A 21710-nucleotide genomic window follows, 5' to 3' on the forward strand; every position below is an offset into this window, starting at 1 on the left:
AAGACCTTTTTCATACGGCAGGCAACTCTTCCTCCTACCTCACCTCAACAATATCCAAAGCCCGATTCGCCAACAGCTCACTCACCTCAATCACCTGCAAAATCCCCATCGCAACGCGCCGTCGCGATCCCTCAAGACCAAACGCCAAATCACTGATCATGGCATTGGCAGAAGCTAGGTTCTCACTGAGATTGGCAAGCAGGCATTCCGAATCAACATCAGGTGCGATACGGAAGATGCTGCTGGGGTTGTCAGACGTTTCTTTCTTCGGCGTAGGCTTCAGGTAGTAGTCCAACGCCCGGTTGGCAGCGTCATCAAGCTTATTGTTACGAGCAGACTGAGCGCGAGACACATGCTCATCTGCAGTCGGAGGGTTCGGTGTAATTTTGACCATAGCCTTAACTCTCTTTGGTGAGGCCACGACCCTCTCGCTGCTAAACGAGTGGGTGGCAGCTGTACGCGGGTTAGCAGACCGACGAGTTAAGAAATCGGCGCGCCCGAGGGCGCCCCACGCACAGCCACCATCAAGTGCAGGGATGGGAATACCTGACTGATGAAGCTTGATGCGACTCAACTCGACGGGCTGCTAAACCCGATCACTGATGGGCAGTGACAGGATCAAAGCTACCGACGCGGCCAAGGGCGCACAAGCCGGCGGATTCTGGCGTAGTTGTAGGCAATGGCGCAAGGTGATGTCGGTCGTGGCTAGTCTCGTGGAGTCACGATAAACAGCTGGCCGGAATGTTGCTGACACACTGATATCGCGAGCAGGCTCGCTCCCACAGAGGAGCAGCATGTGTGCATATGTCGCTGCTGGCGACATGACGATAGAACGTGTCGCTGAACTCAATAAATGGCGACACGTCAGGCATTTCAAACATAGGACTGGCGGGAGCGGGTTTACTCGTGAATGCGGTGCGTCAGCGTCATTTATGTTGCCCGGCATGGCGCTATCGCGAGCAAAGAGCGACGCTGCGGTTGGGGAAATTGTGCAAGAGGTACTTGCACAATTTCTCTGTCGACGCTCCGTCTGTGACTACGACAGCTCGCCCCGGAACGCTGCTCGACCAGGATGTCCTCAGCCGTGCGTTCCTTTTCGCTGGAGCGAATGCCGCGGATGCGGAACCGGGTGCCTTGCTGCGACTTGACCCGGTAGCTGACAGAGATGATGACGTCGAGGTTTAGAGGTTGGTCGGGTTGATAGAAAATTCGGAAATACCGATTTTTCTCATCACCTCCTCCGGCACCAGTTCACCTTCCTCGAAAACGTTCTTGATGTACTCATTGATGGTCGACTTGGCCTTGCCTGGAGTACCGCTGCGGTTGGTAATTGTGCAAGGGGTACTTGCATAACTCCCCTGTTGGCGCTTGACAGACAGCCCTTCGCCTACAAGAAAGGCCTTGCTGTGCAAGACCTTTCTTCATACCTGGGGTAAGTGCGGCCCCTTGCTACCTCACCTCAACAATATCCAAAGCCCGATTCGCCAGCAGTTCACTCACCTCAATCACCTGCAAAATCCCCATCGCAACGCGCCGTCGCGAACCCTCAAGGCCAAACGCCAGATCATTGATCATGGCATTGGCCGCAGCCAGGTTTTCACTGAGACTGGCAAGCAGACATTCCGAATCAACATCAGGTGCGATACGGAAGATGCTGTTGGGGTTGTCAGACGTTTCTTTCTTCGGCGTAGGCTTCAGGTAGTAATCCAAAGCCCGGTTAGCAGCATCATCAAGCTCCTTGTTACGAGCAGACTGAGCGCGCGACACATGTTCATCTATAGCTGGCGGATTCGGTGTAATTTTAGCCATGGTAAAGCTCCTAGAGTCTGTTGGAGCTACCACCATTCGCTGCGAAACGAAGTATTGGGTGGCAGCTGTACGCGGGTTCGCAGACCGGGACTCTAGGGACCGGCAGACCCAAGGGATCTCCCACGCACAGCCACCTCTGACGAAATCACAGACATGGGTAATCTGCTTTCGAAGGTGACGTTGTGCGCCTATAGAGTCCGGGCTGCGAAACCCGATCACTGATGCTCAGTGACAGGACTCAAACTACCGACGCCCTCCAAGACGCACAAGCCGGCGGATTCTGGCGTAGTTGTAGGCAATGGCGCAAGGCAATGTCGGTCGTGGCTGCTCTCGTGGAGCCACGATAAACAGCGGGCCGGAATGTTGTTTATACACCGCCATCGCGAGCAGGCTCGCTCCCACAGAGGCGCTTGCGTCAGGCATTTCAAACATAGGAATGGCGGAGCGGATTTGCTCGTGAATGCGGTGCGTCAGCGTCATTTAGCAAGGAGCGACGCTGCGGTTGGGGAAGTGTACGGCGGTCTGCTGCACTGCTTAAGAGAACTCATCGTTCCAAGTGCGCAGTGCGGAAATGCATTCGCGACTGGCTGCATCCTTGCAGCCAGTCGCGAAGAGGGTTACGACGCGTTGTTCAATGGGGCTTGCGAGCAATGTCGCAATGAATCAGGCGGGATATCTCGATCATATCCACGACGGTTTTGTCATCGACCGCAAACCCGCTGCCTGAAACCCCGGTGTTGCTGTTACTTGAGGGTGACGTCGAGCATCGGCGGGATGTAACCGTAGTCGTACTCGGCCACCACGAACGTCTGCAGCCCTTTTATTTTCATGCCCACCGTTGGCGCCTCGGTGCCACCGACACGAATCTGCGTGCCGGTTTCGTCGGTCGGTACGCTGTCGATGAAGGAGGTCACCAGGCCGTTTGGCATTACATAGTGCGAGTAGGTCTGGAATGGCTGCGAGGACGGGTTGCCCAGCACCAGGCCGGAACCGTTCAGCGGCACGTAAGGGCCGAACAGCGAGTCCGCGACGAAACCGTACACGCCGTCTGGCCCGGTCACACCGTCGGCATAGGTGAAGGTGTGGCTAATCGTGAACAGGTAGTACTTGCCATCCTGGAACACGAAGTGCGGGCGCTCGGTCTGGTCGTTTACCCCGACGGCGGTCAGCAGTGGCGGCAACATTTCCCAGTCGTCACCGTCCGCGTCGCGGGCCACGGCGATGCCGACACAGGCGGTCTGGAAGCGCGAGTTGCCAACATCTTCATAACCCGGCGGCACGTCGCCAATTTCTGCCTCGCCTACTTTGTGGGAGCCGCGCTCACCGGCCACGTTACCTTCGAACAGCATGTACAGCTTGCCATCTTTCGGGTCGCGGAAAGGCCATGGGTCGCGGAAACCCCAGAACGCGTTTTGTGCTTCGGTCTGATACATCTTGCCGTCAGCCTCGAACAGCGGCTTGACCTTCTCGAAGCCGACCATGCTGACACCGTGTTCAGTGGTCACTACCCGACCGCGCACCTTGACGATGGTCGCGCCTGGGGTGACGGCGGTGTAATACAGGTCCACTTCACCTCGGTCGTTCAACAGGATCGGCGTACCGGCCCATTCGCGAGCGGTCGGCGAAACGCCTTCGGCCATTACGCGGCCACCGAACTCCCAGTTCTTGCCGGTACGAGAGAACCAGTAGTACATCTTTGCCCGACCGTGACGATCGTTCCAATCGCGGAGGATGTCGTAGTTACCGTCCTCGTCGAGGTACTGCGGGTCGTTTGGATGACGATCGGCTGTCAGGGTGAAGATCACCGACCAGCCATCGACGGACGTCACGTTACCGTCCAAGTCGCGCAAGGGCATGGTGTCCCAGATGAACACGTCGTTGTTCAGTACCGGGAAATCCGCGCTGACCAGCGGCTGGGTGGTGGTTGGGTCATCCGCCCGGACTTTCAACGCATCAGCGCGGGTCCAGAGGCTGGGTTGATGGGGGGTTACACCGAATTTTTCAGTGGTGGTTTTCATAGGTTATTGCCTCGTCCATGAATGGATTCAAATAAATGACGCTTTAGAAATGCTGTATGTGCATACAGTGAAACCACCTTATAGGGGGTTATGCATGCGGGTCAAGCATAAAAATGCATTTGTGCATAATTTGGTTTTTTCTTTCAGCTGATACGTTTCAGCCATGAACGTTTGCAGAAGTTCAATCCTTGGGAGATCGGCGACGTTGGCTGCACACTCGGCGCAGTGAACGTTACTCAGTGAAAAGCGCGCGCAACGGGGCAACAGGCGGAAGCAGTGCATAGAAGGATGGGGCAACTGAGCTTGTGCGTTTTGCGCAAAGGCCAATGCAAGGTGGGGAGCCGAAAAAAGCTTTGATTTGTCGCCGTCGGCGATATGAAAGGAAGCGGGTCGTCGTGAGCTATTCGTGAGGTGGAGAGTCAGCGGTAGTGATGTTGACTGGTGCGCCGCCATCGCGGGCAAGCCTTGCTCCCACAAGGGTTTGTCTTAGTTGCGGGGTTGGGTTTACTGGCCTTTTCGTGAACAAGCCCGCTTCCACAGAGGGCTGACACAACGTGTCGCTGTTTTTTTGATTTCTGCGACACGTTCTCTTCTCATGTCGCTGCCGGCGACATGAGAAGAGGACGTGTCGTCAAAATGGCGTTTTAGCGACATGAAAGGTAAAGCGACTCCTTCGGACTGACTCGCCCCTCACCCCAGCGTATTTAAACAAACCACCTTCGGCTGGGTCATTTCCTCATAGGCAAACCGCACCCCTTCCCTGCCCAAACTCCCGTACTTGGAACCGCCAAACGGCATCGCATCAAAGCGAAAATCCGACGAGTCATTGATCATCACGCCCCCCGCTTCGATCCGTCGTGCAGCGCTCATCGCCGTGCTGAGGTCGTTGGTGAAAATCCCGGCGTGAAGCGCATATTCAGGTTCGTTCGCCAACGCGATGGCTTCATCAAACGTGTCGAACGGCTGCAACACCACCACTGGCGCAAAGGCCTCATTGCGCCAGAGTCGGCTGGAATGATCGACGTTTTCCAGCACCGTGGCGGCGTAGCAAGTGCCTTGGCGGCGGTGGCCGCAGAGTAAGGTGGCGCCTTGTTGCAGGGCTTCGTTGACGACCTGTTCAGCGTTCTGCGCGGCCTGTTGGGTGATCATCGGGCCGATGTCGGTGCCTGCGAGCAGTGGGTTGCCGACGACGAGGGCTTGGGCCTGGTTGACGAAGCGTTCGCGGAAGGCTTCATAGATCGGTGCGTGGATGAGCAGGCGTTGGGTGCCGATGCAGTTTTGCCCGGCGGCCCAGAAGGCGCCGGAGACGCAGCTGTCGACGGCAGCGTCGAGGTTGCAGTCGGCCATGACGATGACGGGGGCGTTGCCGCCGAGGTCCATGGCGAGTTTTTTCAGGCCGGCGCTGCGGGCGATTTGTTCGCCGGTGACGAAGCCGCCGGTGAAGGAGATCATCCGCACGTCGCGGGCGGCGACCAGGGCTTTGCCCAGTTCGGCGCCGCCGGTGGCGACGGTGACCACGGTTTGTGGCAGGCCGGCGGCGACCAGGTACGAGACCAGTTTGAGGGCCGACAACGGCGCCAGTTCGGACGGTTTGAGGATCACCGCGTTGCCGCCGGCGATGGCCGGGCCGAGTTTGTGCGCCACCAGGTTCAGCGGGTCGTTGTAGGGGGTGATGGCGACGATCAGGCCAAGGGGTTCGCGGGTGAACCAGCCTTGGCGCGATTCGGCGCCTTCGTAGGCGTCGAACGGGACGATTTCGCCAGCGTTGCGCTTGGCTTCCTCGGCGGAGAGCTTGAGGGTGTTGACGCAGCGTTTGACTTCTTTTTCCGCCTGTTTGAGGGTCTTGCCGGCTTCGTCGACGATCAGCCGGGCGAAGGCTTTGGCGTCGCGTTCGATGTTCAATGCAGCGTGTTCGAGGATGCTGGCGCGGCGATGACGCGGTAGCGCGGCGCAGGCTTGTACGCCGCTGCGTCCGGTCTCCAGCAGGTGTGGGACTTCTGATGCGCAAACGTCCACGACGGTGCCGACGACGCTGCCGTCAAATGGGTTGAGGACTTCGATGTGCGGTTCGACGACCGCCAGGGCCAGGCGCGATACGTTCACAGGTTGTGCTCCTGTTTGCGGGTTGCCGATTGGTGGATGTGGATGATGTCCGAGAGCAATGCGAAGGCGGTTTCGGTGCGGCCTGCGCCCGGACCGGAGACGGTGACGGCGCCGAGCAGTTCACTGGTGAAGGACACGGCGTTGGTGGCGCCGCTGATGCTGGCCAGTGGGTGGTCGTTGTTCAGCAGGCGCGGTTCGACGCTGGCGTTGATGGAGCCGTCGGCATTGCGGGTGGCGGCGCCGATGAGTTTCCAGCGCGCGCCGTTTTGTCGGGCTTTTTCGATGTCGTCGAGGCTGAGGGAAGAGATGCCGCTGCAGGTGACGTCGTTGACCGTGAGTTTGGCGTCGAGCAGTTCGTTGGCCAGGATCACCACTTTCAGGCGCACGTCGTGGCCTTCGACATCTGCCGTTGGGTCGGCTTCGGCGTAGCCCAGGGCTTGGGCTTGGCTGACGGCTTCGGCGAACCCGAGGCCGCCTTCCATGCAAGTGAGGACGAAGTTGGAGGTGCCGTTGAGGATGCCTTCGAAACCGCTGATCGAGCTGCCGGCCAGGGATTGCTTGGCCAGGCGAATGACCGGGGTGCCGCTCATCACTGAGCCTTCGTATTCGAAGGCGACGTTGTTGCGCCGGGCCAGGGCCTTGAGCTCGGCGCCGTGCAGGGCGATGGGGCCTTTGTTGGTGGTGACCACGTGCTTGCCGCGCTCCAGCGCCCAGCGGCAGAACGAAGTGGCGGGCTCGCCGTCCACCGGGTTGGTGAAGGTGGCTTCGGCGATGATGTCGGCGCCGCAGTCTTTGATCACCGCTTCGTTGAGGGCATCGACGGTGCCGCCGGGGAGTTGTGACATGGCGCCTTTGACGGCCGGTAGTTTGGCCAGTGAGGCGGCGTCGAGGCCGTGGCGGTCCATCACCGAACCGAGGAACAGATCGGTCACGCCGACGATTTTCAGGGTGAAGCCCAGTTCGGTTTTCCAGCTTTCGTTACGCTCGGCGATGAGCTGAGCCAATGCCCGGTTCACACCGCCGAAGCCGACCAGCGCCAGTTTGTATTCAGTCATTTTTGTTATGCCCTTGATCCGGGGAGTGGGTTGTTGGGATCTAGGTTAGGGGGGTGGGCTGGGCAGTGAAATATGCCAATTTGCTCTATTTTCTGGGCGTTTTGACCAGGAGGTGGGCGAAGCGGCAGGCATGAAAAAAGCCAACAGGGTTGGCTTTTTAGTTCAGGTTGGCGCGGTCCATTTCTGGTGAGGGGATATGTCTGTGGTGTAGGGGGTATCTGTGGCTGGCTGGAGGCTTCTTTTGAACGCATGCTTACCCCTCGCTCCCACAGGGGGGCACTGTTGCCTAAACCACCGACGACAACACAAACGACGTCACCGTGTTCTCCACCCCAGGCAACGCGGATATTTCCTTCCAAACCTTATGCACCCGCTCCGGATTCGCAGCCCCCACCCGCAGCATCAAATCAAACTCGCCACTCATCACATCGCACTGCTGCACTTCCGGCATCGCGCGCAGGGCTTGCAATACTTCCGCGCCGCGCATGCGGTCGTAGCGGTAGACGAAGATCACCGCGTTGATGTTCGACGACGCTTGCCCGCCCTCGCCGGTGCGTACGGTGTAGCCCTGGATCGCGCCGTCGCGTTCGAGGCGTTCGATGCGTTGGCGCACGGCGTTGCGTGACAGGTTGACCTTCGCCGCCAGTTCGGCGTGGGCGGCCCGGGCGTTGAGCCGGAGTTCGGCGATGATGCGTTCGTCGAGCGGGTCGAGAATTCGCTTCATGGGGGCCTCCTGTTATAGAGCAGCGAGCAGTTGTTGGAGGGCACCGAGGTCGTCGGGCTGGATGCGCTGGATCTGCGCCGGGCCATGCTCGGACATGGGACGCGGTTGCGCCGCAATGTTGATCCCCAACTCACCGAGCAGCACCGCCGATTTGGCCGGTGAAATCTCACCCAAGGTCACCATCGGCGCCACCAGGCTGCGGCGATACAACCTGGCCGCGAGCACGCCCGTGGCGGTATGCGGGTCGATGACATAGCCGGTGTCGCGATACAGCGAGGTGATTTCCTCCAGCGTCTGTTCATCCGTAACCGCATAGGAGTCGATGATCATCCGCGCCTGCAGCCAGAACTCGTTGGCGATGGTCATCTCGCCAGTGGTTTCGAAGGTTGTCATCAGCGCGCTCACGGCCTGGTCGTCGTGGCCGTAGAGCTCCCAGAGAAACCGCTCCAGGTTGGAAAAGATCGACAGGTCCATGGCCGGCGACAAAGTCTTGTTGGCGCGCAAGCGGGAGTAGTGGTTCTTCAGGAACAGCTGATGCAGCGCGTCATTCCGGTTGGTCGCGACGATCATCTGCGTGATCGGCAAGCCCATTTTCTGCGCGATGTAGCCGGCGTAGACCTCGGCAAAACTCGCCGCCGGCACGCTGAAACCGATGGGGCGCTGACCGCCGCCCAGTTGCAGCACGGCATGGAAGTAAAACACCAACTGCGCCATGACGCTGACCCAGTTGCTGGAATTGAAGCTGATCGCCTCGCGGCCGGTGCACGGCCACTGCCGGAACAAGCGGGTGACGAGGGTCTGGCACTCATCGAAGCTGCCATTGACGGCGAACGGATGAACCCGGGGATGGGCCACCGCTTGCAGCTGTTGAAGTTGTTCCTGCGGCACGCCAGCCTCCGGGTAAATCACCACCACGTCGGTTTCAGCGCAGTGCTTGAAGGCTTCGATGGCGGCCAACCCGGTGTCGCCGTTGGTGGCGCCGATCACCACGGCGCGGCGCTGGCGTTTGCGCAGGAAGTACTGCACCAGCCGCGCCTGCAACTGCGCGGCGAAATCTTTCGAGGAGCGGGTCGGGCCATGGAACAACTCCAAGACCCATTCATTGCGATCCACCTGATGCAACGGCGCCAGAGAGCGATGGCTGAACTGGCTGCCGGCCTCCTTGAGCACGCGCTTGAAATCGGCCTCGGGAATCGCCTCGCCCACAAACGGACGCATCACTCGATAGGCCAGTTCGTCATAGGCCAGGGTCGACCAGTTGGCGATGTCCTGGGGTTCGAACTGCGGCAGTTCAAGCGGGACGAACAGCCCGCCGTCTTCAGCGATGCCCGACAACACGACCTTTTCGAAATCGACCTGCACCGCCGCATTCCGAGTACTCACATAGCGCATGGTTGGCTCCGGCCAATTATTTATAACGATGTGCCTGCTCGACCAGCCAGGTGGAAAACATCACCGCGTCGGGGTGCTGGTCGGCCCCGGAACCGCGTACCAGGTAGAACGATTCGCTGGCCTCGATGCGCTGGGTGAAGGGCTCGACCAGCCGCCCGTCTTCAAGCAGCTCAGCCACCATCGACGAGCGAGCCAGGGCAATGCCCTGCCCCAGTTCGGCCATGCGCAAGGTACACACCAGTGTGTCGAACTGCATGCCGGTCGAAGAATCAACGCCGTCCGCGCCGACCATGTTCAGCCAATAGCCCCAGCCCTCTTCGTAGCCCAACACGTGCAGCAGCGGATGCTTCGCCACGTCCGCCGGCACCTGCAGTGGCGAACGCGCCATCAGCGCTGGCGAGCACACCGGAAACAAGGTGTCCCAGGTCAGGCGCTGCGACACCAGGCCTGGCCATTGACCGTGGCCCCAGCGGATTTCCATGTCGTCTTCACCGTCCAGTTCCTTGACCCAGATGTTGCTGATGTAGCGGATATCGACCTGGGGATGGGCCTGGCGAAAACTCACCAACTTGGGCGCCAGCCAGTGCACGAAAAACGCCAGGCTGCCGCGCACCTTGATCGGTCGGCGTTTGTGCTGACCGAAAATCTCATTGGTGCCGACTGCCAGCCGGGTGATCGCATCCTGCACCACCGGCAGGTAGGCCTGGCCTTCCTCAGTCAAGCCCAGGCCACGGGGCAAGCGCTTGAACAGCGCCACGCCCAGATGGCTTTCCAGTTGGCGGATCTGCTGGCTGACCGCGCCTTGGGTCAAGCACAACTCTTCGGCCGCATGGGTGAAGTTCAGGCAACGGGCAGACACCTCGAATGCCCGCAGCCAGTTCAATGGGGGTAACGGCTTTTGCTTCATGATCGGACCTCGCTGACACCCCTTCCACCGAGCGCACCGGCCACGCCTCAGCGCTGGCTAGAACGCATCGGACGGCTGTGCCAAGGGGGCAACCGACAAGCGTTGCTCGCGGCTTTTGCGGGTAATGAAATACACGAAATAGCACCAGGCGATGAAGGGCAAGCCGAAGTACAGGGCCACCCGCTGCTCAGGATCGAACGCGATCCCGACACACGCCAGGCTGCAGCATACCAGCGCCCCCAGCGGCACCCACGGATAACCACGAACGCGGAACTTGAGATGGCGCACATCGCCGCCATTGGCGACATAGTGGCGGCGGAAAGCAATCTGGCTGGCGGCAATGCTCATCCACACCACCACCACGGCCAGGCCGGAGATCGACACCAGCGCCAGGTAGATGGTGTCGGCGGCAAACACGCTGCTGAGCAACGAAGCGGCGCCACCGGCCATGCTCACAATGATCGCATTGAGCGGCGTGCCCATGCGGGTCAGGGCCGAGAACTGCTTGGGCAGGTGGCCTTGGTCACTGAGGGTCCAGAGCATCCGCGAGGCGGCGTACAAACCGGAGTTGGCCGCCGAGAGCAAGGCGCTGATGATCACGAAGTTCATGATGTCGGCCGAGTACGGAATGCCGATGTAGGTGAACACGGTGACGAAGGGGCTCTCGACCAGACCGGCCTGGTCGCGGGGCAACAAGGTCGCCAGGACAAAAATGGTCCCGACAAAGAAGATCGCCAGGCGCAGCACGGTGGTGCGAATGGCGCGCGGCACATTGCGTTGCGGATCCTTGGTTTCACCGGCGGCGATGCCGATCAGTTCCGTGCCGGAGAAGGCAAAGGAGACCGCCAGCAGCGTCATCGCAATCGGCATGAAGCCGGTGGGAAACAGCCCTTCGCGAGTGAAGTTGCTCAGCCCGATACTGTGCGCCTGATCGATGTTCAACAGGCCAAGAATCGCGCCGCCGCCGATCAGCAGGAACACCACCACCGTGACCACTTTGATCAACGATAGCCAGAACTCGGTCTCGGCAAACAAACGCACCGAGATAACGTTGGTGAGGAACACCACGCCAGCAAACAGCGCGCTCCAGATCCACACGGGCGTATCCGGAAACCAGCGTGTCATCAAGATACCGGCGGCGGTGAATTCAGAACCGATTGCCACGGTCCAGGTCAGCCAGTACAGCCAGGCCACGGTGTAGCCGGTGCCCGGGCCGAGAAAGCGCGTGGCGTAGGTGCTGAACGAACCGGTTTCCGGCATCTGCACCGCCAGTTCCCCCAGGCACATCATCACCATGTAGACCATGAGCGCGCCGATGATGTAGGCGATCACCGCGCCCAAGGGGCCGGCCTGGTTAACGGTGTAGCCGGAGGTCAGGAACAGCCCGGTACCGATGACGCCACCCAAGGCCAGCATGACGATATGGCGCGTCTGCATTTCCTGCTTGAAGCCGGCCCGCGAATTCGTTTGTTGTTCTGTTATGGACATGGTTGTTCTCATGAAATGTCAGGGCGCGCATCTACGTCTGCGCGAGTAAGACAAGCGCCACTGAGCTTTTATTATTATTCCTATTCATGAACGCCCCATTCACAGCCTTGTTATGGGGTACCAACTTTCAAACTTCAGTTTGCGTCTCGATGTGGACTTCATTGAGGTGCGGATTGAGGGTCTTTTTGACGAAGGCGAATGCCTGCTTCAGATCGTCCAAGAGATCGTCGGTGTCTTCGATGCCCACCGAAACCCGCACCAAGCCTTCGGAGATGCCCAGGGCCAGGCGTTCCTCCAGGGTGTTTTCGACATGACTGGTGGTGCGGGCCGGACCGTAGATAGTTTCCACCGCACCAAGATTGCCGGCGCAATGGGCGAAGCGCAGGCGCGGCAGGAGCACCTTGACCGTGTCCATGCCACCGACCAGGACAAAACTGACGATGGCGCCGAAACCAGACATTTGCGCGCAGGCCACGGCGTGGTTCGGATGGCTGGGCAGGCCGGGATAATTCACCGACTCCACCAACGGTTCGGTACAAAGAAACTCCGCCAGGGCCCGGGCGCTGCATTGCTGCTGACGCATGCGCAGCACCAGGGTTTTCATGCCGCGAATGATCATGTAGGCCGAGAACGGGTCGAGCGACGCGCCGTTGATTTCCCGATAATGCCGAACCTTGGCCATCAAGGCGGCGCTACCACAGACCAGGCCGCCGAGCACGTCGCCATGGCCACTGAGGAACTTGGTCGCGCTGTGGATCACCACGTCCACGCCCAAGGCCAGCGGGTTCTGATTGAGCGGCGTGGCGAAGGTATTGTCCGCCACCACCACGGCACCAACGCGCTTGGCCGCTGCCACCAAGCGTGGGATGTCGAGGATTTTCAGGGTCGGATTGGTCGGCGTTTCCAGGTACACCAACTGGCAGCCCTTGGCGATTTCCCGCTCGATTTCTTCGTGATCGAACGTCTCGCACAAGGTCACGTCCACGCCCATGCGTGGCAGGAATTCTTCGAAAATCTTGTTGGTGCCGCCGTAACTGTCCTTGGTCGACACCACTCGATCGCCATGGGCCAGGAAGGTATAAAGCACGCTGCTGATCGCCGCCATGCCGCTGCTGAACGCCACGGCGGACTCGGCCATTTCCAACTCGCAGATCTTGGCTTCGAGGGTCTCGACGGTGGGGTTGCTCATGCGGCTGTAGATAAAGCCTGGCGCCTTGCCCAGCGCAACGTCGTACCAGACGTCGATGTCGTCGTAACCGTAAGCGGCACTGACCACGATCGGGGTTTGCGTGGCGTTGTAGGGATGCCTGACTTGCTCCCCGCCCCACACCGCCCGGGTCGCCGCTCCCGCATTCTCAAGCCCTGCGCTGTCAGGTTTATTGTTCATTAGGACTACTCGCACTCAAGGGGTGAACGTTGAGCCATTCACCGGATCTGGGGGCCAATATAGGGAAAAGCCGCACGCCCGAGAAACGATGTTATCGGTGCCAAAGGGCTGCTTTTTTTAATGGCTGAATGCGAAGTAGCGACCGGTAAATCACCGACAAACCTGTGGGAGCGGGCTTGCTCGCGAATGCGGTGGGTCAGCCACCCTTGATGCTGACTGACACACCGCACTCCCCTACCAAAACGACACCCGAACTATAAACACCGCGCCATAAGCCACTGCTCCTTCCCCCAAGCCTCAAACCGCTCCAGCACTTCCCAACCCAGCCTGGCGTAATAATCACGCTGGCTGTGGGTGTGCAAGAACAGGGTGATGATTCCCACCTCCCGCGCATGGCTGCAGATGCCTTCGATCAACTGCGCCGCAAGCCCTCTGCGTCGGGCACTGGGGGCGACGAGCACGCAAGCCAACCAAGGCCCCAGCTCTGGCCGGTCCGGCAGGTCGTGACTGGCCAGTGAAGCACCACCGAGCAACTGGCCGTGTTCCATGGCGATCAGGCACTTCCAGCGCCCATCGCGCTGCCCTGCGGCGAACTCCTGCTGCCAGCTGGCGAGGGATTGCTGGGCAAATTCATAACTGAATTCGCGATGGAGCCACTCGGCCATCTGGTCGCATTTATCCATGTGGTTAGCGAGCCAATCCATTTGCGGCATTTGAAACACTCCTTATTTGTCCTGGAGAGGGTTGGCGGGTCAGCAGGCTGCCGGCCTGTTCTGGTGTGCCGCTATCGCGAGCAGGATTTTCGTAGATTGATCCTGAATGGACACACCACCAACCACTTCCGTGGCATCGGCCAATGTGAATCAGTTGAAACACAGAACCTGTGGGAGCGGGCTTGCTCGCGAATGCGGTAGACCAGCCACCATGGATGTTGACTGAAACCCCGCATTCGCGAGCAAGCCCGCTCCCACATTGGTTGTTTTTTGCGCAGGTAATTTCGTTTTAGATGCCTACCCGCACTCATTCTCAAGAAATACCCGCCAGCAAGCCCTCAACCTATCGTAATCTCGCACCTGTATAAGCCCCTGCCCCGCAACCGGCCGAGATCTCACCCCGATGCCCTCCATCTACCAACTCAAGCCTGCCTTCCAAAACCTGCTGCGCCCCCTGGTTCAACGCCTTTACAACAACGGCGTCACCGCCAACCAAGTCACGGTGCTCGCAGGCATCGTTTCAGTCTTGGTCGGTGCGGTGATCGCGTGGTTCGCCAGCCATCCGTGGATCTTCGTCCTGGTGCCGGTCTGGATGTTCCTGCGCATGGCGTTGAACGCCGTGGATGGCATGTTGGCGCGGGAGTTTGGTCAGCAATCGCATCTGGGCGCCTACCTCAATGAGCTATGCGATATCATCGCCGACGCTGCCCTGATCCTGCCTTTTGCCCTGATTCCCGATGCCAGTCTGTTGCTCGTGTTGTTGGTCACGCTGTTGGCGTTGTTCAGCGAATACGCAGGCGTGCTGGGGGCGATGGTCGGGGCGTCGCGGCGCTATGACGGGCCGATGGGCAAGAGTGATCGCGCCTTTGTGTTGGGCGTGTTGGCGACCGGTATTGCCCTGGGTTGGCTCGGGGCGCTGTGGGTTGATGGTGTGATGGCGGTGGTTGCCGCCCTGCTGGTTTATACCTTGGTCAATCGGGTCCGTCATGGCCTGAGCCAAGTGAAGGAAAACGCTCCCTCAGCATAAAGGAACTTGCAATGCGCGAAGCCCAGGAACTGACGTTCACCACCCACGATGGCGTGGAATTGTTCTACCGGCACTGGCCGGCTGTCGATGCGGCGGCGGGCGAACCCCGCCAAGCTGTGTTGTTGTTTCACCGTGGTCATGAACACTCCGGGCGCATTGCGCACCTGGTGGATGAGCTGAATTTGCCCGGCTTCGACTTTTTCGCCTGGGACGCACGAGGCCATGGCCAGTCGCCGGGTGCTCGTGGCGACAGCCCGAGTTTTGCCACCAGTGCACGGGATGTGCAGACCTTCTGCGACCACATCGGCGCGACGCATCAGATCGACGAGGCGAACATCGCCGTGGTCGCGCAAAGCGTCGGGGCGGTGATCGCGTCCACGTGGGTCCACGATTACGCGCCGCGCATTCGTTCGCTGGTGCTGGCGTCGCCGGCGTTCAAGGTCAAGCTCTACGTGCCGTTCGCTCGCTCCGGCCTGGCGCTGATGCGCAAGTTTCGCGGCAACTTTTTCGTCAACAGCTACGTCAAGGCGAAGTTCCTCAGCCATGACCCCGAGCGCGTGGCGTCCTACGACAGCGACCCGCTGATCACCAAGGCGATTTCGGTGAACGTGCTGCTGGGCCTGTACGAAGCCGCCGACCGCGTGGTGGCCGATGCCCAGGCGATCCAGGTGCCGACGCAGCTATTGATCTCCGGTTCGGACTTTGTCGTGCACCGCAAACCCCAGGAGCAGTTCTTCGATCGCCTGGGCAGTTTGCACAAGGAGAAGCACATCCTGCCGGGGTTCTTCCACGACACCCTCGGCGAGAAGAACCGCGCGCCGGCCATTGCCAGTGTCCGGCGCTTCATCCTGCAAAACTTCGCCCGCCCACTGGAGCGCCCGTCCCTGCTGGACGCCGATCGCCTGGGCGTGACCTGCGCCGAAGCCGAAACCCTGGCGACGCCGCTGCCGCACAACTCGTTGCGTGACCTTTACTGGCGCATGACCCGCGCCAGCATGCGCTTTGGCAGTAAATTGTCCGCGGGTGTGAAGTTGGGCTTCGACACCGGGTTCGACTCCGGCAGCACCCTGGATTACGTCTACCGCAATCGCCCCACTGGCACCTCGGCCGTGGGCAAAATGATTGACCAGAACTACCTGAACTCCATCGGCTGGCGCGGTATTCGCCAGCGCAAATTGAACGTCGAGGAGCTGCTGCGCCTGGCCATGGGCAAGTTGCGCGAACAGGACCGCGAGGTGCGCATCGTCGACATCGCCGCCGGCCATGGCCGCTACATTCTCGAAGCGCTGCAAGGCGTCAGCCCGTTGCCCGAGTCGATCCTGCTGCGCGACTACAGCGACATCAACGTGCGCGACGGCAGTGCGCTGATCGTTGAAAAAGGCTTGGGCGATATCGCCCGGTTCGTCAAAGGTGATGCCTTTGATCGCCAGGATCTGGCGGCGCTGCAGCCAAAACCGACCCTCGCCGTGGTGTCCGGTTTGTATGAGCTGTTTGCCGATAACCAGATGGTCGGCGGCTCCCTCGCCGGTTTGGCCGAAGCGGTGGAGCCGGGTGGTTTCCTGATCTACACCGGCCAGCCGTGGCACCCACAGTTGGAACTGATCGCCCGCGCCCTCACCAGCCACCGTGCTGGACAGGCCTGGGTGATGCGTCGGCGCACGCAGGCGGAGATGGATCAACTGGTTGAGGCGGCGGGCTTCCGCAAGATCACCCTGCGGGTCGATGAATGGGGCATCTTCAGCGTTTCGCTGGCCCAGCGAGTGCAGTAATGAGCGCCGTCATCGCCCCGGCCCGCGAGACCGGTCTGCTGAAACCGGCGGTGCTCTGGTTACTGCTGTTGGCACCGCTGTTTTTCAGCACCTATGGCTTCGCCACCTGGGTCACCTCCCAGCGTGACGACGTCGGCACGCTGGTGTTCGCCTGGGAAAGCCAGATGCCGTTCATGGCCTGGACCATCGTGCCGTATTGGTCGATCGATCTGCTGTACGGCCTGTCCCTGCTGTTGCCCACCAGCCGCGCCGAACTCAAGCGCCACGCCCTGCGCCTGCTCACGGCCCAGGTGATTGCGGTCAGTTGCTTTTTGCTCTGGCCGCTGCGCTTTACCTTCCCCCGGCCAGAAATGGACGGGGTGTTCGGTTGGTTGTTCGAGGTGCTGGCGGGGTTCGACAAGCCATTCAATCAGGCGCCGTCGCTGCACATTGCGTTGCTGGTGGTGCTGTGGGTTTGTTATCAGCGGCATCTGCAGGGGTTCTGGCGTTGGCTGATGCACGGTTGGTTTGCGCTGATTGGTGTGTCGGTGCTGACCACTTATCAACATCACTTCATTGACCTGCCCACGGGTGCGTTGGCCGGGTGGTTGTGTGTGTGGTTGTGGCCGTTGGATCGGCCGAGTCCGCTGAAAACTGCCCGTCTGACGTCGGACCGTACTCGCCTGCAATTAGCGTTGCGCTATGGTTTAGGGGCTGCGGCGTTTTTCACGTTGGCGTTTGCCTTTGGCGGCGCGTGGCTCTGGTTGATCTGGCCGGCGGTGGCGGTGCTGTTGGTGGCGCTGAATTACCTGGTGTTTGACGCGAGTGGGTTTCAGAAGCGTGAAGACGGTCGGCTGAGCCCGGCGGCGCGTTGGTTGCTGGCGCCTTATCTGGCGGCGGCGTGGATCAATTCCCGTTGGTGGACGCGCCAGCATCCGCAGCCGGATCAGGTGGCGGATGGCGTCTGGCTCGGGCGCATTCCCACGCCGATGGAGCTGAAGGACAGCGCGTTTCGCGGGGTGCTCGATCTCTGCGCCGAATTGTCCATCGACAGCACGGGTGTTGCTTATCGCTCGTTGCCGGTGCTCGATTTGACGGCGCCGACGCCCGAGCAGTGCCTGAGGGCTGCACAGCTTATTGAAAACCTGCGTCAGCAGGGCCCGGTGCTGGTCTGCTGCGCCTTGGGTTATTCGCGTAGTGCCACGGCGGTGGTCGCCTGGTTGTTGCACAGTGGTCGGGCGGCGAGTGTTGATGCGGCTATCGTACAAATCCAGCGCGCCCGCCCGCACATTGTCTTGCATGCAGCACATCGTCGGGCGTTGGAGCCGTTATCCACAAGCCGGGAGAATGTCCATGATCACTGATATGGAACTGCACACCGTGGCGAGCCTGTTGCGTCGCGGTCAATCGCTGGATCAGCTGTCCACCGGGCTGACGCTGCTGGCGGTGCTGCTCGGGTTGGGGCAGTGGTTGGTGGGGGTTATCGATCCGTGGCTGCTGCTGTTGAGCGCCGTGCTGTTTGTTCTCGGTTTGCTGGAAAAATACTGGGCGTTGCGCGTGGCATTCGATGCCGATCTGTTTCAGCGCATGGCTGACAGCAGCCAATCCCTGGCCGAGCGCACCTACACATTGGATCAAGCCCTCACTTCGCTTGGCCTGCAACCGGCCGAACGCGCCGGCCGCCTCTGGACTGAACGCCGGCATGGCGCGTTGTTGCTGCTGCGCCGGCAATCGCGGCTGCTGGCCGCACAAGTTGTCTTGACGCTGGGCTTCATCCTGGCCAGCCCCTGGCTAGCCTTTTCAGGATAAGGAATCCTCATGTTCGAACCCGTAGTCGCTAACCTCATCACCTCCGCCGCCCGCATGGTCACGGGCGCTCGCAGCCTGTGGCTCGGCTGCGCGCCGACGCAGGTGCAACGGATCTACTTCGCCAACCACAGCAGCCACGGTGACTTCGTGTTGCTCTGGGCTTCGCTACCGCCAGCGCTGCGCAAGCTGACCCGGCCGGTCGCGGGCGCCGATTACTGGCAAACCAGCCCAGTGCGGCGCTACATAATCAACCGGGTGTTCAACGGCGTGCTGGTGGACCGCGAGCGCAAGGATCCTTCATACAGCCCCTTGCAGCCGATGCTCGATGCCCTGGAGAACGGCGATTCGCTGATCATTTTTCCCGAGGGCACGCGCAATCCGGAGGAAGGCTTGCTGCCGTTCAAGAGCGGGATCTACCACTTGATGAAAGCTCATCCCGAGGTCGAGGTGATCCCGGTGTGGATCGCCAACCTCAACCGCGTCATGCCCAAAGGACGGGTCTTGCCTCTGCCGCTGTTATGCACCACCAGTTTCGGCGCGCCGCTGTGCATCGAAGAAGGTGAAAGCAAAGAGCAATTTCTTGAACGCAGCCGCGCTGCGCTGCTGGCACTGGCCCCGGAGCACGTCTGACATGGATCGATATACCCTGATGTTGTTTGGCGGGATCGGCGCGATTCTGCTGCTGGCTTCGCTGGTTGGTTTCATTCTCAAGCTGCGCACCAAAGGCGCGCCGAACTCGGTCATCGAAAACCTCAACGCCCGGATCAACGCCTGGTGGATCATGGTGCTGGTGATCGGCATTGCGTTCTGGCTCGGCAACGCGGCAGTGATCTTGTTGTTCTACGCCGTGTCGTTCTACGCCTTGCGCGAGTTCCTGACCCTGACACCGACCCGGCGCAGTGACTATCCGGCGTTGGTGGCGGCGTTCTACCTGGCGCTGCCGCTGCAATACCTGCTGATCTACTACGACTGGTACGGCCTGTTTTCGATCTTCATCCCGGTGTATGTGTTCCTGCTGCTGCCGATCCTGGCGTCCCTGGGCGGCGACAGCACGCACTTTTTGGAGCGCGCTTCCAAGGTCCAGTGGGGCTTGATGATCGCAGTGTTCTGCATCTCCTTCGTCCCAGCCTTGCTGACGCTGGATATCGCCGGTTTTGAAGGGCGCAACCTGTTGCTGATCGCTTACCTGGTGATCGTGGTGCAGCTGTCGGATGTGCTGCAGTACGTGTGCGGCAAGTTGTTCGGCAAACACAAAATCGCGCCGAACCTGTCGCCCTCAAAAACCGTGGAGGGCTTTGTCGGCGGCATTTTCCTGGCCTCGCTGATCGGTGGCGCGCTGTGGTGGATCACGCCGTTCAATCCGTGGCAGTCGTTCCTTATCGCCTTGCTGATCAACCTGCTGGGCTTTGCCGGTGGCATCGTCATGTCGGCGATCAAGCGCGACCGCGGTGTGAAGGACTGGGGCCACATGATCGAAGGCCACGGCGGCATGCTCGACCGATTGGACTCGGTGTGCTTCGCTGCGCCGATTTTCTTCCACCTGGTGCGGTACTGGTGGACCTGAGAAAGTCTGTGGCGAACACCTAAACCTGTGGGAGCAAGCTCGCTCCCACAGGGGTTCAGTGCTTAACCCACAGCTGTGTGCAGGCAATCAGTCAAGGATCAGATGCGGCAAGAACCGGCTCGAATCCTTGGTGATCAAGCTGTTGTCTTCCCGCACGCCAATGCCCGCCGCCTGGTCGCCGATGACCCAGGAACCGATCAGCGTGTAGCTGTCGTCAAACTTCGGCAATGGCGCGAATTCCTGGAGGATGAACGGCGCGTCGGTGTAGGGGCCATCTTCTTTGACGATCAGGCCATCCGCGGTTTGCAGCTCGATGTTGGCGCCTTCCCGGGAAAAGAACGGCTTGCGCACCCAGCCCTTGGGCACGGCGTTGCCCGGCTCAGTGTCCAGGTGGGCCGCGAGCAGGTTCGGGTGACCTTTGTTGAACTCCCACAGCAACGGCAGGATGCCTTTGTTGGAGATGATCGACTTCCAGGCTGGCTCGAAAAACTGCGTATCGCACTCGGCAATCGCTGCGCCGAAGGGCTCATGGAAGATGAACTCCCAGGCATGCAGCTTGAACAGGTGCGGAATCCAGCGCTCTTCCAGATCGACGAAACGTCCTTCACTGTTGAGACCGATGTCCTCGATATCGATGTGCCGCGATTCGATACCGACTTTCTCCGCGATCAACCGCAAGTAGTCCGTGGTGCCCTTGTCTTCCACCGAGCCTTTCATCGAGGCGAAATAAAACGGCTCCTTGAGCTGCAACTGGGCAAAGGCCTGGTGCAGCTTAGTGTCGATGCTGTTGAACTGGTCAGCATGCTTGGGCAACAAGCCGCGCTCGATGCACTGCTCCAGCCAACCCCACTGGAACGCCGCCGCCTCGTACAGGCTGGTCGGCGTGTCGTAGTTGAGCTCCAGCAGCTTGGCAGGGCCCGTGCCGTTGTAGGAGAAATCCATGCGCCCATACAAGTGCGGGTGGCCTTCGAGCCATGAAGTGCGCACCAGGTCGAAGAACGGCGCGGGAATGCTCAGGCGCTCCAGCAATTCTTCGCTCTGCACCACCCGGGCCACCAGGTCCATGCACATGTCATGGATCTCAGTGGTCGGGTCTTCCAGGTCGTTCTCGATCTGCTTGAGCGTGAACTGGTAGTACGCGCGCTCGTCCCAATAGGGTTCGCCGTCGATGGTGTGGAACAGAAAGCCGAGATGCTCGGCCGTCTGTTTCCAGTCATGACGTTCGGCGCAATGGATTTTCTTCATGGCGCTGGTTCCTCAACCGCCGGAGCTGCTCGAACCGCCCCAACCGCTGCGGGCGCTGGACTTGCTGCCGAAGCCGCCACGGGAGGTGGATGAGGCAACGGACATCGGCTTGCTGCTGGACTTGATGGAGTCGGTGTAGCTGCCGTATCGCGCCTGGTTGGATTTGGTGAACGTCGAGCCTGTCGACACCCGCTGGCTGAGCGTGGAGGAGCCGAAGCTGCCACGATCATCGCGGTAACGGTAGACCGGCTCGGAGAAATAGCTGTTGCGGTTGCTGCTCAGCATGTTGCCGATCAGCAGTCCAGTCAGCAGGTTGCTGAAACCTCCACCGGAACTCATCGCTTCCGAGGCCGGCAATTGGGCCTTGGCCGCGTCCACTTCGGACTGCGTGACCTCGCCCTCGGCGCTCAGTTCGAAACCACCCAGCTTGGGGATGAACTTGCCGGCGGAGTCCTGCTGGCACCAATCGGGGACAAAATCGGCATCGCAATCGGCCTGGTTGTCATACACCGGCGCAATGCGACGATGCTCGGTCATGGCAGTCATGTAGGCGTCAGCACAAATGTCTACCGGCAGCTTTTCATCGACGCATTGCTGCACGGACTGGAAGTTGTACTTCTTTTTCAACTCGTAGGTTTTTTCCGTCGGCCCGCAGCCTGATATCGCCATGGCGACCGACGCGGCCAGCGAAAGCTGAACGTACTTGCTTCGTTTCATCGGG

At 60.3% G+C, this 21710-nt stretch carries 20 protein-coding genes; 6 read left to right on the forward strand and 14 right to left on the reverse strand.

The window, feature by feature from the left end; translation table 11 throughout:
- Nucleotides 1-34: 34 nt before the first annotated feature.
- The 12 genes from ACWNZ1_RS20940 to ACWNZ1_RS20995 form a co-directional block, all read right to left on the reverse strand.
- Nucleotides 35-394 carry a DUF6124 family protein gene (locus ACWNZ1_RS20940; protein WP_053182146.1) on the reverse strand — a complete coding sequence of 120 codons (360 nt, stop codon included), beginning with the start codon at nt 392-394 and terminating at the stop codon, nt 35-37.
- 787 nt (nt 395-1181) lie between these two features.
- Nucleotides 1182-1412: a hypothetical protein gene (locus ACWNZ1_RS20945; RefSeq protein ID WP_053182152.1), complete on the reverse strand. Its 231-nt coding sequence runs from the start codon at nt 1410-1412 to the stop codon at nt 1182-1184.
- 37 nt (nt 1413-1449) lie between these two features.
- Nucleotides 1450-1809 carry a DUF6124 family protein gene (locus ACWNZ1_RS20950; protein ID WP_456027867.1) on the reverse strand — a complete coding sequence of 120 codons (360 nt, stop codon included), beginning with the start codon at nt 1807-1809 and terminating at the stop codon, nt 1450-1452.
- Nucleotides 1810-2552: 743 nt separating this feature from the next.
- A complete protein-coding gene (locus tag ACWNZ1_RS20955) occupies nt 2553-3827 on the reverse strand; it encodes a glycoside hydrolase family 68 protein (RefSeq protein WP_258636281.1) in 1275 nt (424 codons plus the stop codon).
- Nucleotides 3828-4517: 690 nt separating this feature from the next.
- Complete coding sequence (locus tag ACWNZ1_RS20960) at nt 4518-5930, reverse strand: aldehyde dehydrogenase family protein (RefSeq protein WP_456027868.1); 1413 nt, start codon at nt 5928-5930, stop codon at nt 4518-4520.
- Entirely contained in the window at nt 5927-6985 is a 1059-nt protein-coding gene (locus ACWNZ1_RS20965) for a homoserine dehydrogenase (RefSeq protein WP_256453811.1), read from the reverse strand. Before ACWNZ1_RS20965 ends, ACWNZ1_RS20960 begins: the two co-directional genes overlap by 4 nt.
- Nucleotides 6986-7271: 286 nt before the next feature.
- A complete protein-coding gene (locus tag ACWNZ1_RS20970) occupies nt 7272-7709 on the reverse strand; it encodes an Lrp/AsnC family transcriptional regulator (protein WP_109756321.1) in 438 nt (145 codons plus the stop codon).
- A gap of 12 nt (nt 7710-7721) precedes the next feature.
- Nucleotides 7722-9101, reverse strand: coding sequence for a threonine synthase (gene thrC / locus ACWNZ1_RS20975; protein WP_456027869.1), 1380 nt, complete (start codon nt 9099-9101; stop codon nt 7722-7724).
- Between the two features lie 16 nt (nt 9102-9117).
- Nucleotides 9118-10008, reverse strand: a complete 891-nt coding sequence (locus ACWNZ1_RS20980) for a LysR substrate-binding domain-containing protein (RefSeq protein WP_456027870.1) — start codon at nt 10006-10008, stop codon at nt 9118-9120.
- 57 nt (nt 10009-10065) lie between these two features.
- Nucleotides 10066-11496: an amino acid permease gene (locus ACWNZ1_RS20985; RefSeq protein ID WP_280944425.1), complete on the reverse strand. Its 1431-nt coding sequence runs from the start codon at nt 11494-11496 to the stop codon at nt 10066-10068.
- Between the two features lie 127 nt (nt 11497-11623).
- A complete protein-coding gene (locus ACWNZ1_RS20990) occupies nt 11624-12883 on the reverse strand; it encodes a cystathionine gamma-synthase family protein (RefSeq protein ID WP_265072444.1) in 1260 nt (419 codons plus the stop codon).
- 254 nt (nt 12884-13137) lie between these two features.
- The gene (locus ACWNZ1_RS20995; protein ID WP_280944426.1) at nt 13138-13596 is read right to left on the reverse strand and encodes a GNAT family N-acetyltransferase; all 459 of its coding nucleotides are present in this window, start codon (nt 13594-13596) and stop codon (nt 13138-13140) included.
- Between the two features lie 403 nt (nt 13597-13999).
- On the opposite strand from ACWNZ1_RS20995, the gene ACWNZ1_RS21000 reads away from it, so the two are divergent.
- Genes ACWNZ1_RS21000 through ACWNZ1_RS21025 form a run of 6 tightly spaced genes read left to right on the forward strand, consistent with a single transcriptional unit; the run spans nt 14000 to nt 19744 of the window.
- Entirely contained in the window at nt 14000-14623 is a 624-nt protein-coding gene (locus tag ACWNZ1_RS21000) for a CDP-alcohol phosphatidyltransferase family protein (protein WP_456027871.1), read from the forward strand.
- A gap of 11 nt (nt 14624-14634) precedes the next feature.
- Nucleotides 14635-16392, forward strand: a complete 1758-nt coding sequence (locus tag ACWNZ1_RS21005; protein ID WP_456027872.1) for a bifunctional alpha/beta hydrolase/class I SAM-dependent methyltransferase — start codon at nt 14635-14637, stop codon at nt 16390-16392.
- Complete coding sequence (locus ACWNZ1_RS21010; protein ID WP_256453816.1) at nt 16392-17735, forward strand: phosphatase PAP2/dual specificity phosphatase family protein; 1344 nt, start codon at nt 16392-16394, stop codon at nt 17733-17735. Before ACWNZ1_RS21005 ends, ACWNZ1_RS21010 begins: the two co-directional genes overlap by 1 nt.
- On the forward strand, nt 17725-18180 hold the full coding sequence (locus tag ACWNZ1_RS21015; protein ID WP_135847376.1) for a hypothetical protein: 456 nt from the start codon (nt 17725-17727) through the stop codon (nt 18178-18180). The genes ACWNZ1_RS21010 and ACWNZ1_RS21015 overlap by 11 nt, the downstream gene beginning before the upstream one ends.
- 9 nt (nt 18181-18189) lie before the next feature.
- Entirely contained in the window at nt 18190-18810 is a 621-nt protein-coding gene (locus ACWNZ1_RS21020) for a lysophospholipid acyltransferase family protein (RefSeq protein WP_456027873.1), read from the forward strand.
- 1 nt (nt 18811) lies between these two features.
- Nucleotides 18812-19744 (forward strand): phosphatidate cytidylyltransferase, encoded by a 933-nt coding sequence (locus ACWNZ1_RS21025; RefSeq protein WP_135847378.1) that lies wholly within the window; start codon nt 18812-18814, stop codon nt 19742-19744.
- An 87-nt stretch (nt 19745-19831) separates the two neighbouring features.
- On the opposite strand, the gene ACWNZ1_RS21030 is transcribed toward ACWNZ1_RS21025, so the two are convergent.
- Both ACWNZ1_RS21030 and ACWNZ1_RS21035 read right to left on the reverse strand, forming a co-directional pair.
- Complete coding sequence (locus ACWNZ1_RS21030) at nt 19832-20989, reverse strand: glutathionylspermidine synthase family protein (protein WP_456027874.1); 1158 nt, start codon at nt 20987-20989, stop codon at nt 19832-19834.
- A 12-nt stretch (nt 20990-21001) separates the two neighbouring features.
- The gene (locus ACWNZ1_RS21035; RefSeq protein ID WP_135847380.1) at nt 21002-21706 is read right to left on the reverse strand and encodes a DUF1190 domain-containing protein; all 705 of its coding nucleotides are present in this window, start codon (nt 21704-21706) and stop codon (nt 21002-21004) included.
- Nucleotides 21707-21710 lie beyond the last annotated feature (4 nt).

The sequence above is a fragment of the Pseudomonas sp. CFBP 5748 genome, from assembly GCF_053850495.1.